This is a genomic window from Brevibacillus laterosporus, assembly GCF_030489605.1.
Classification (GTDB): Bacteria; Bacillota; Bacilli; order Brevibacillales; family Brevibacillaceae; genus Brevibacillus_B; species Brevibacillus_B laterosporus_E.
The window spans coordinates 79,840-92,028 of the sequence record NZ_JAUKFY010000004.1; the positions used below are offsets into that span (position 1 = coordinate 79,840).

4 protein-coding genes are annotated in these 12,189 nt (G+C 41.3%); all 4 read right to left on the reverse strand.

Annotated features, from left to right (window positions below; genetic code table 11):
• Nucleotides 1-18: 18 nt before the first annotated feature.
• Genes QZ995_RS05745 through QZ995_RS05760 form a run of 4 tightly spaced genes read right to left on the reverse strand, consistent with a single transcriptional unit; the run spans nt 19 to nt 12,171 of the window.
• Nucleotides 19-987 (reverse strand): 2,3-diaminopropionate biosynthesis protein SbnB, encoded by a 969-nt coding sequence (locus QZ995_RS05745; protein WP_301804230.1) that lies wholly within the window; start codon nt 985-987, stop codon nt 19-21.
• A 21-nt stretch (nt 988-1,008) separates the two neighbouring features.
• Nucleotides 1,009-2,298, reverse strand: coding sequence for a diaminobutyrate--2-oxoglutarate transaminase (gene ectB / locus QZ995_RS05750; protein ID WP_301804233.1), 1,290 nt, complete (start codon nt 2,296-2,298; stop codon nt 1,009-1,011).
• A 29-nt stretch (nt 2,299-2,327) separates the two neighbouring features.
• Nucleotides 2,328-8,408, reverse strand: coding sequence for an SDR family NAD(P)-dependent oxidoreductase (locus tag QZ995_RS05755; RefSeq protein WP_301804235.1), 6,081 nt, complete (start codon nt 8,406-8,408; stop codon nt 2,328-2,330).
• Between the two features lie 25 nt (nt 8,409-8,433).
• Nucleotides 8,434-12,171, reverse strand: coding sequence for a non-ribosomal peptide synthetase (locus QZ995_RS05760; RefSeq protein ID WP_301804237.1), 3,738 nt, complete (start codon nt 12,169-12,171; stop codon nt 8,434-8,436).
• Between the last annotated feature and the right edge of the window lie 18 nt (nt 12,172-12,189).

The following is a 12,189-nucleotide window of genomic DNA, read 5'->3' on the forward strand; positions in this document are numbered from 1 at the left end:
CCTTTTTACATGCTATGTTTATTCCAATAGTTGTCCTACCTTTAAGTCCTCTGCTTTTTTCACAAAATAACGCCCCATCGAAATATCAAAAACAGCCATCCCCATCGGATTAAACATAATAGCCTGATCTTCACGGTAACTAGACATGGCATTATCACAAACCACATCAATAATCGATTTTGTGTCTTCTTTTTGCAAACCACATTGCAAATGCATAGACTCTATATCCGTTTTTTCCCGACATACCTCTTCCCAGTTGTCTACAATAATTGAGCCTTTTACATGCGGGAAAATCTCTGTAGTAAAGTCTCGTAACGAAACATTGAGTAGAAGTGAGCCTGCTTTTGGTGCTGCATCAATGTACGGTGCTTTAGAGACTGTGCATGTCATGAAGATATCCGAATGTTGATAGGCTTCTTTCCAGTCCTTTGCAATGATAACCTTCTCTTTCACAGATGGGTCAATCGATGTGATGTCAATTGGCTTGAGATCATATAAGTAAATATTTTTAATTCGATCTCCCAGTAATGAAGTGACCATCTTAAAGTGATATTGACCGATCGGACCCCAGCCGATAATGCCAACCGTGATATCTTTTTGCTTGCGAACGTCATCATAATGTTTCATAATCATTCCACTGACAGAAGCCGTGCGAATAACGCTAAGTAATGCTGTGTTAACAATGGCTTCCGGAACCCCATTCGTTGCGTTATTTAGAATAGTGACACTGTGCGCTCGTGGAATACCTTGATGAATATTATTTGGAAAACTAGCAATCCATTTAATCCCTGCTTGATTAATCGTACCGCCTACATAAGCCGGCATAGCAATAATTCGATTTTGCTCTTGTCCATAGCGTAAATAAGGTTTTATTGGTTGGGAAAAGTCATCCTGCTGTAAGCATTTCACTACCTCTTCAATAACAGAAGTCGTTTCATCCCAGTTAATTCCGATGGTCAGCAGGTCCTTTTCATGTAGATATCTCATTTGATAATCTCCTCTTCTTTTTTACAGCTTGCTTGTTTCTAAACCGCCCAAGATCTCCCGTGTTGATTCCTGCAAAATAGCGCAGCCTTTTTGTAATTCATCCCATTCAATGGTTAATGGCGGCAGAAGCTTAACCACCGTATCATTGCGCCCTACGCACTCAATGATTAAACCGCGCTCATAGCAGCGTTTTGCTATCTTTTTCGCAGCGTTTATATCTGAACCACTGACTTTAGCCACATCCACACCCCAAATTAATCCCATCCCACGAACTTCAATCTGGTCATTCAGGCTCGCAATCTGTTCATGTAAGAATTGCTTTACATACCTTTCTTTACGCAGCACCTCTGCTTCTAATTGTTCTTGCTCTCTGTAATGTAAGGCGGCCTCGGCAGCAACAAAAGCTAGTTGATTCCCGCGGAATGTTCCATTATGTTCCGCAGGTTGCCAGATATCCAATTCTGGTTTGAATAACAGGAGAGACATTGGCAAACCATAACCGCTGATAGATTTGGAAAGTACGACAATATCCGGAACAATGGCCGCTCTTTCAAATGAGAAGAAGGAACCTGCTCGACCGCATCCAATCTGAACCTCGTCGCAAATCAACAGCACATCATGCTTGTCACACAATTGGCGTAATCTTTGAAGCCACTGGATAGGGGCAACGTTAATCCCCCCTTCTGCCTGTATCGTCTCACAAATGATTGCGGCTGGTTTAGCAATACCCGAATGGCTGTCGCTAAGCATTTTATCCATATAATCGATCGTATCGAACGAAAAATCAGTAGGGTACGGCATAAATGTGACCTGAGGCAAATCAACACCTGCCGCCTGCCGATTGTAGCTATTGGCGGTAACAGACAAAGCACCTAAAGACATCCCATGAAAGCCACCTGTAAAAGCAAAAACACCTGAGCGTTGCTTGGTCTTGCGGGCGATCTTTAGTCCCGCTTCTACCGCATTTGCTCCCGTAGGACCGCAAAACATAACTTTATACTCTAAATTTCTGGGACGAAGAATCATCTCATCAAAGGTTTGCAAAAAGCTTTCCTTGGCAGAGGTATGCATATCTAGACCATGAGCAAGCCCATCCGCTTCTAAATAATCGATAAGCTTTTTTTTAATAAAATCATTATTATGCCCGTAGTTGAGAGCCCCAGCTCCTGCAAAGAAATCAATGAACTTTGCTCCTGATCTGGTATACATCGTTGAATTTTTTCCTTTTATAAATACATCCGGAAAGGATCTGCAATAAGAACGGACATTAGATTCTAGTTGTTCGAATATGGAAGTTGGTTGCGTAAGCATAGAGATTCTCCTCTAGTTTGTTTTATAAGTTAGAAATTAAATTCAAAATCTCCCATGTTGCTTGATACCTGTGATTCTTTCCATTCCTGCATCTGATTTTGGGACAAAAGCTGTACGTCAGGAATGCGCAAACCACTCTTGCTGATTTCAAACAAGATATTCAAATAATAGTCGGCTAGCTTACTTATTGTTTCTATTTTGAAAAGATTCGTATCGAACTCGAATCTAAAATCCAGTTGTTTTGTGTCAGCTCCGCCTACCAAGCTGAGATCGTACAAACTTACGCCATCATTGTTAGCAGGCATTGATTCATGCCATTGGAACATAGTAGAAAAGATCGGACTTCGTTGACTGCGTTGAGCATTAACCTGGGCGACGATAGCATCAAATGGGTAACGGCTGTGTGTAGAAGCAGCCATTCTCGTTTTTTCTACCTTGGCAAATAATTCTTCGATTGTATCTGTTTCTTCTATCTTCATACGCATACAGAAGATGTTCGTTAGTGCTCCCACCATTTCATTGCTATCTGAATGGCCTTGGTGACGAGCTGTCATCCCTATGATGATATCCTTATCAAGAGTAAGCTTGTGTAACAGAAGATAATAGGCTGACAATAGATAGGTTTCCAAAGGAATATCTATTCGTTTGATTGCTTCTTGAATGGATTTATAGGCCTCTTTATCCGTTACCTGAAAAGGAAAAAAGCTTCCTTGATAGCTTGGAGTCTTCGGACGTTGAAAATCCGTTGCTAGGTTTAATTGAGGAAGTGGATTACGCAATTCCTGTTGCCAGTATGCCTGGTCTGTTTGAAACCCTTCACTCTTTTCCCAGCTAAGCTGATCGCATATCCAGGAGATATAACTACGCGCTGGTGAAAGCACGATTTGTTTATTTTCTTTTAGATCGTGATAGACCTGAAGAATCTGACTCGCAATATACTCCGCACTCCATTGGTCTGCAATCAGTGAATGGATAATGAGAGCAAAGAGCGTTTTCTTTTCTGGAAAACGATATAAAATGGGACGCCATGTTGACTTTGACAGCTCGCAAGCTTGAATTCTAGCTTCTTTCAGCTTTCTTCTAGCTAATTGATGTGCATCTGACTTATAGGAGAGGTCCTCATATTCTGTCTCTACACTCAAAGCTGGCAAAATAACTTGTTTGGGTAGTCCATTCTCTTCACGGAAAATTGTCCGCAGAGCCTCGTGCTGTTGAGTAACTACGTCAATCGCCTTTTGAAACAACTCAATGTCAATAGATGAAGAAAGCTCTTGTTCAATCAATAGGGTAAGTTCAGTCATCAAAGGATTGTAGGATTGAAGGAAGTAGATATGACGTTGCATACCCGTAAGCTCAATTCCTTCCTCTGACTTCGGCACCAAATTCGATTCTTCTGTAGCTTGCTCAGAGCTTGTGCTTTCTTTCGTACCCTCTTCTTGAGAAGAAAGATGTGCCGCAAGTGAAAAAATCGTTAAGTTTTGGAATATTTCACTTATCCCAATATTCTTATTCAGATACTTTTGAACCGAATTGACAATCTTGACGGCAATAATAGAATCTCCACCGAGACTAAAGAAGTCATCGTAGATATTTATTTCAGCCAGTCCTAATTCCAAGCAAAAAACCTGCGCTAATAATCGCTCATTGGCAGAATAACTCTCACCGGCATTACGCCCTAGCAACGTAATGTCTGGTAATGCTTGGGCTGGTAATGCTTGGGCTGGCATTGCTCCTTGTCTTATTTCTTTCAATCTCCCCATTTTTGCCAATTTGGTTCTAATTGGGTTTGCCACATTAAATGATAGAGCATCTAAAGGTTCAGGGGTGTTATCATAATTGATTTCAGCTATGGTTACTCTTTTCAGTTTTTTATGCAAAACCTGCTGAAATGCTTCGATGGCATGATGAGTTGACAAGGATTTAAAGAATCCCACATCATGATTAGCTCCGTATTCTACAGCCATCCCCACTTCTTTCCATGCCGCCCAATTGATCGTCAATGTCTTCCCGGAATGGCGATTGCGATAGGAGGTAAATGCATCCAGGTAAGCATTGGCAGCCGCATAGTCTCCTTGTCCAACTCCACCGTACAGTGAGTTAATTGAGGAAAACAGTACCATAAAATCAAGTGGGTCACCTTTCGTCAGATGGTCTAATAACCAGGTCCCCTTTACTTTTGGAGATAACACCGGCTGGCTACTAGATTCTTCTTTACGCAGGATAAATCCCTCGCCAGCTACACCAGCACTATGGATGATGCCATTGATCGTCGTAAATTGTGATCGAACTTGAGCAAGTACAGCTTGCAATTCAGCCTGATCACTAATATCGGCGCTTAGTACCGTGACATGACTTCCCAACGCTTCAATCTGGCGGATAGCTGTGATTTGTCGATATAATTTTGGCTGGGACTTCTCTTCTACTTGATCCCAAAGCTCTCTACTTGGCAACGAAGAGCGATTAATCAATACAAGATTGACAGAAGCCTGCGAAGCAAGATAATTAGCCATTTCGAGCCCAATTGCACCAAGACCACCTGTAAGTAAATAAACTCCATTTTCACGAATTTCGATAGAATCATCTGCAATATCATCTAAATTCCACTCGCAGAATTCCTCCACAAATCGTTGATCCTTACGATGCATCACAAGATAATCCTTGTCTTTTCTCCCTAGTTCAGCAAGAATGGTTTCTGCAGTAGTAAAATTGTCAATATCTATTGCTCTGCACAATAGATGCGGGTACTCCTGCGTTACCACTTTTCCCAATCCAAACAAGGTAGCGTGATGTGGCTGAATGTCTTCCTGCTGTTCATTCAACTCGTATACATAAGGAGCCACAAGCAAAATCTCGATCTGATCATGAATGTTATGCTCTAAAAGGGCTTTCGTCAGACGAACGAGACTCTCATAGCCCCTTTTCTGCGTTTCTTCCAAGTCCGCAAGATCGTTGACCGCCTGCTTTTTCACAACAGATAGCAAGTGCACGATTTGAGTAATGCCTTTTTCTTTTAGTAATCCGATTAAAGCCATATAGTCCGTTTGAAGGCCGTTTATTTTATAAGTTCGCTGGTCAAGCTCTTCAAATTCGGCTCCCAATTCAACCTGAATCCACGGTCTGCCCGTGGAATCAAATGCTTGAATCATTTGTTCACCAATGCTTGTCTCATCTTTAAAGATAAGGACAGTCCCCATATCTTGGGAGCTTTCTTCTTCAGGATTTATCTGCTTCTCAATCCAGTTCAGGCCATAATAAAAGCTAGCATTTTTTGCTTTGCTGGCTCCCAAATCCATTTGGTGTACACGTTTTATTGCATAATCTTCAATTTCTGCAAATACGACGCCCTCTTCATTTACCAGTGTCACATCAAAATTAATAATTTCCTTACTATCAGACTGATCAGGCTTTAGTCTGAGATGACTGTAAAACCTGCTGGGCATTGTGTTGTACACTTTGCAAATACGGTAGGTAAACGGCAGATAAAAATCCTGACTAACTGTATTAATCGCTAAGTTAACAGCATTATCCATCAGAGAAGGATGGAAATGATACAAATCTTTATCTGCTGCAAAGCGTTCTGGCAGACTAAAATGTGCGAGCACTTCACCATCACCAACATATATCTGCTGCACATTATTCCAACGAGGTCCTGTAATGATAGCCCCTGAACCAGAGAAATCCTCTTCGTATTGAATAAATTCTTTACGCTCAATGCTGCATCTGTTTTTTATTTCTTCAAGTTGTACCTTCGGAGCATGATAATCTACGCCAACTATTGCTTTCCCTTGAGCGTGCCGCACCCACTCTCCGTTGTAACGACTCGCAATGATAAAGTCATAAGCTTGGCCATTTTCTTTTAAAATGGTCTGGACCTTGTGAGACTCTCCTTTTTCGCAAATTAATGGCGCAAGGAAAACAATATCTTCTACTTTAACTTGTTTAGTTGGTATTTGCTGATAGCAGGCTTCCAGCAGCATTTCGAGATAGGTAGTTCCCGGCACAACAAATTTATCATTGACGATATGTTCATGTAGTACCCAGTGTTTATCTACATGAAAATCAGTTGCATAAATAATAGTATCTATAGATTCTGCTTCTAATCGATCCAGCAGAGGCAAATCAAGCTCTTTTTCTGATCTTTTTATAAGCGGGTAAGAATTTACGGCTTCCGGCTCCACCCAGCACCGCTTTCGATTAAATGGATATACGGGAAGACTTATCTTATGAGCATGTTCTTTCTGCATCAACCTATCCCAATCCACCTCTGCTCCACGGACGTATAATTGGCTCAACTGATGAAGAAGCACTTCGGAAGGCTCTGCCATAACAAGCTGATTAATTAAAGCATTTGCCTGTTCGCTCAATCGTCTGATATCTGCTTCCGTAATCTCTTTTTCACTGGGGTTTGGTTTCTGATCATGTATGATCTTAAATGAATTTGAATAGCAACCAACCCGCTCATCCGTAGCAAATAATTCCTTTTTACATAAGGAAAGCTTTTCTATTAATTCATTGCGATCACATACTACCAGCGCCAATCGCGATTCATAATGTCCTCTGCCTGTGTTAGACGTATAGACAAGATCAGTTATACTTACCCTTTCATTTTTCTCAATATACTGAATGTAAGCATCCACTAGCTGACGCAATCCATCCTCAGTTTTTGCGGAGAGGGACAAAATGTGCGGCTTAGATAAATGATCTGATAATTGAGGACGCGGCTTAGGTGCAGGTGCTTCCTCCAAAACGATATGACAGTTCGTGCCACTCAAGCCAAATGAACTGATTCCACAACGGCGCGGATGCCCATTCGCTTCCCATTCCCTTAAACAGTCATTAACGTAGACAGGTGAACTGTCGAACGGGATTTTTTGATTGGGAAATTGGAAATTGACTGTAGGAGGAAGTTCCTTATGTTTTAGCGATAAAATGCTTTTGATTAAACCAGCAATTCCTGCTGCATGGTCGAGATGTCCAAAGTTCGTTTTTATCGAACCGATACCGCAAAATTGCTGCTGATTTGTATACTTTGCAAAAGCTCGCTGAATCCCCTTAATTTCAATAGGGTCACCTAGCGAGGTTCCGGTCCCATGTGCCTCAATATATTGAATAGTCGCCGGTTCTATATCTGCATGTTTCCAAGCCCTGACAATCACGTCTTCCTGTGCCAGTGAATTAGGCGCCGTTATTCCAATTGAATGACCATCCTGGTTGAAAGCACTGCCTTTGACTACGGCATAAATATGATCTTTATCTTGTATAGCCTGATCAAGGGCTTTTAGCATTACAACGCCAACACCCTCACCAAAGCCAGTTCCATCTGATCGATTATCAAAGGTTTTCGCCCGTCCGTTTTGTGCAGAAATGCCGATTCCTGAATTAAAGTCTCCATCTAAGGGAAGCATGATAATTTTGACTCCCCCTGCAAGAGCCATATCACATTCGCCATTAATGATCGACTGACACGCCAGATGAACAGCAACCAAAGAAGAGGAGCAAGCTGTGTCAACTACCATACTTGGTCCGTGCAAATCGAGCGTGTAGGCAATTCTGCTCGCAATGATAGACTTTATGTTACCGGGAACGGCTGCCCCGGACAGAGCTGGAGCAACATTTTTAATATATTGCTTATAGTCCTCCCCTGAGTCTGCATCTGCGCTATAACCAACAAAAACACCCGTTCTGCTTCCCATAATTTTTTGACCGCCATAACCAGCATCTTCAATTGCTGAGAATGCTTCTTCTAGAAATAGACGTTGATTAGGATCCATTAAACTGGCTTCTTTAGGTGAAATTGAGAATAGCTGGTAATCAAACTGATCAATTTCTTCTAAATAGGCAGCATGTAAATACCGCTTTTGGATATGCGGCTGAACATGGTTAATAAATCGATCAATATCCTTTTGTCGTGACTCTGGGATCGTACGAATACAATCGCTTCCATTACGTAACGTCTCCCAAAACTCCTCCAAATTCTGCGTTTCGCCGAAGCGTCCAGAGATTCCGATTATAGCAATGTCGTTTTTTTTCACACTTTTCATCTGAACAACCGTACGCTCGTCTTTTTGTGTTAAGTTCACCCCGGTTAAATCCAGTAATTTTTTCTTCACTTATCTCCCCTCTTTTCCAGCTCGATTAAATAGTTGCATGATGCTCATTTTCTAGCATGAGAGAAAGTAGCTTGAGATACCCATAAATGAGTTCTTCGACTTTTCCATGATTTAATTTGTTTTGATCATATCGACATTCAAAAGAAATCATTTTTGGCTCGATTTGCAATTCAAATATGAGATCAAACAAGCGATTGAATTCATTTGACTGGGAAAAATATTCGGTAAATAACGGCCATATTTGTTCATTCGTTTTACTTGTATAGCTCTTTTCTAATGCTTGAATAGAATGTAGAGAAAGGGGATTTGGCTGTATGCGCGCTTCTCTTACACGTCTAAATAAGTCGCCAAAGTCATCAATGCTGTTCATATTGACGCGAATAGCTACGGTTCTGTTATCCGTTGTCTGTAACTGAAGGGTGACATCAGTCAGTTCTCCGACTTCCGCATACAAATACAGATTCATGGCAAATAAAATATCAGCTATCTCGACGCTGTACCGATCTGCTACCATATGTAGGCCAGCAACCATTTCTTCCTGAAAAGCAAAAGTAAATAGGGTACTTTTATTCCCCTCACTTACATCAAAATATTCCGGCGGGAGCTGGATCGCTGGAATTTGAATCAATGGTAGATTCTCTACTGTCCTCGACTCAATATAGCTGGCTAGCTTCGCGATTGTAGAGTAGGAAAAAACATCCCCAATATCTATTTTCCCCGCATATTTTTTATCTACTTGGGCATGCATCTGAACTAGTAGAACGGAATTTCCACCTAAATCGAAAAAGCTTTCATGTAAACCAATGACATCCCGCTTCAATACATTTTTCCAAATCTCCACTAGCTCTCGCTCAACATCTGTATGAGGAGACTGAATGAACACTTCGCTTGATCGTACATCTTCGCTTAGTTTAGGTAATTGCTTTCGATCGATCTTCCCGTTAGCTGTAAGCGGAAGCTCCTCAAGAAAAACAAAGTGTGCCGGAACCATGTATTCTGGTAATTCCTGACTAAGTACCTGACGAAGCTCATGCGGATTTACATCATGCTGCCCTACGTAATAAGCGCAGAGATTCTGCGAAGCGCCAACCTCCTCCGCCATCACCACTGCTTCGTGAATCGCTGGGTGTTTTACTATGCAATTCTCAATTTCACCAAGCTCAACTCGGAAGCCCCTAATCTTGATTTGATGGTCAATCCTACCTTTAAACTCAATCGTTCCGTCTGGAAGCCATCTTGCTAAATCACCAGTGCGATACATCATTCGATCTGTTTGGAATGGATTTATAACAAACTTTTCAGAAGTCTGTTCTTCTCGATTCAGATAACCTTTGGATAAGCCGTCACCTGCTATACATAATTCGCCTGTCATGCCGACTGGCTGTAAGCTATTGTGCCTATTGAGAATGTAAGCTTGTGTATTGGCTATGGGTTTTCCAATTGTAACGGCAGTTGCATTCGTCACATCCTGTATTAACGACCAGATCGTTGTTTCTGTAGGACCGTACATATTAAATATCTGGGCTTGGGTACGCTCTTTAAGCTGAGCTAATAGGGAAGGTAGAAGAGCTTCTCCTCCTATCAGGATTTGTTCTAATTGGCTTAAACAATCTGCCTCACTGTATAAAAGTAATTGCAGTCGGGAAGGTGTGAGTTGCAAGGAATTGATATTTTGGACCTTGATCAGCTCATTTAACAATTTTGGATCACGCTGCTGTGCTTCTGTTGCAATAACTACACGCATTCCCTGAGTGAGTGGTACTAACGTCTCTAATACGAAAATATCAAAGGAAATGGTAGTAAGAGCCAGAATTGATTTTCCTTCAGTAAAAGCAAGTTTCTCAGTGATTCCTTGGATAAAATTATGAACCGCTCTATGGGGAATCATGACTCCTTTTGGCTGCCCCGTTGAACCAGAAGTGTAAATCACATACGCTAAATCCTCTGACGCGGCAGTATCTGCAGTCCACAAGGAGTCTTCTTCATGTGCTAACTCCTCGTCGAGATAAATGTATTCCTTCCCCATTAGGTTATCTGAGACGAAGTGCCGTTGGGTAAGGACCAATGAAGCGCCACTATCTGTAAGCATGTATTTCACACGCTCCTCAGGATATGTCGGATCAATTGGCAAATATGCTCCTCCGGCTTTAAGAATCGCAAGTAAGCCGATCATCATATCCAATGATCGTTCGGTCATTAACCCAACAATCGTATTGGGACCTACTCCTTTATCGATTAAACTGCAAGCGACTTTCTTGGCTTGTTCATCCAGTTCACGGTATGTTAGCTGAGCTCCTTCACATACCACCGCTATCTGATCCGGTGTTTTTTTTGCTTGTAACGCAATTAATTCGTGAATCGTTTTACTGCGATCATATGGAAGCATGGTGTCATTGAATCGCTCAAGCAGCTCAATCTCTTCTGCTGGAGTCGTAAGCTTGAGCTGGCTAAGCTTGATTTCTGGATTCGCGATAACTTGCTCTATCAATTCTTCGATATGACCAAAGATTCTTTTGATAAAGTCGCAGCTATGTAAATTCGCGTTGTAGCCCATCCGAATGATCAAGGACTCTCCCGTGATGACCATAATGCTAAAGTCATAGTTGGTTTGTTCCAATAGCTCAATATGAGTGATTGCTTGACCAAGTCCCCTTGTGCCTGAATCATTGCTAGATTCACTCATATCAATTGGTGACTTTTGAAAAATAGAAACATGGTCAATGATGCCTTGACTCATCTTTGTGCCTACTGGCATCTCATATAACGGGAAAAAATCATGCATCTTTGCTCTAGTTGAGCTTTCCTGAGCCATTTGTACAAGCTGTGCAAACGTTTCTACCCGGTCTGTCCTAATACGCACAGGAACTGTATTAATAAATAATCCGACCATCTGGTTAATGCCTGCTACTTCAGCATTTCGACCAGACACAACAGATCCAAACACTACATCGTCTACATTGTTATATCGTTGGAGCACCAGTCCCCATAATGCTTCCCATACCGTGCTTAATGTAGCATTATTTTGCCGTGCAATCTTATTAAGCTGTTGTGTTTTTTCAATATCGATCTCAAATTCCGCTTCTTGTGCTTCATATCCACTAGCATTCGTTTTATTGATCAAACTTGGTATTACGGCCAACTGATCATAGCCCTCCAGATAACCTCTCCAGTATTCCTTGGCCTGCTCATTATCCTGTTTTTCTAGCCATTGAATGAATTGCTGATAGGAATGGACCGGTTCCAGCTTTAGCGTATTTTGAAACGCAAAGGAGTCGTAAATTTGTAGAAATTCATGGAACATAATACCAAGTGACCAGCCATCCATAATTAAATGATGGTAGCTCCAAACCACTTTATAGCACTCTGGTGATGTTTGAAATATTGCAAGACGAATAAGGACTTCTTTAGATAAATGAAATCCTTGTGCTTTGTCTTTTTTCAAATAATTTTGTACATATTCCTCCTGATCACGCATACTGGAAATATCCTCAAAATGAATGCCAGTCAATTCCCGTTTTTTAAGCACCAGCTGCATTGGCTTTTTTACTTTTTCATATACAAAAGCTGTTCGTAAAATATCATGTCGCTCAATTAAGACATTGACGCTTTTTAAAAACAGATCAATATCTACATGACCTTCAATCGAAAAGGTCAAGCTCTGAAAATAGGCACCCGATTCTTTATGTACAATGGAGTGAAATAAAATGCCTTCTTGTAAGGGAGTCAGCGGATAAATTTTGGTTACTTCTGGTTTTTTTTCCAAGTGAAAAGCTCCTTTTCC

Excerpts from the sequence above, each read along its gene's own strand:
- QZ995_RS05745 (WP_301804230.1), bottom strand. The coding sequence starts at position 987 with ATGAGATATCTACATGAAAAGGACCTGCTGACCATCGGAATTAACTGG.
- ectB (WP_301804233.1), bottom strand. The coding sequence starts at position 2,298 with ATGCTTACGCAACCAACTTCCATATTCGAACAACTAGAATCTAATGTC.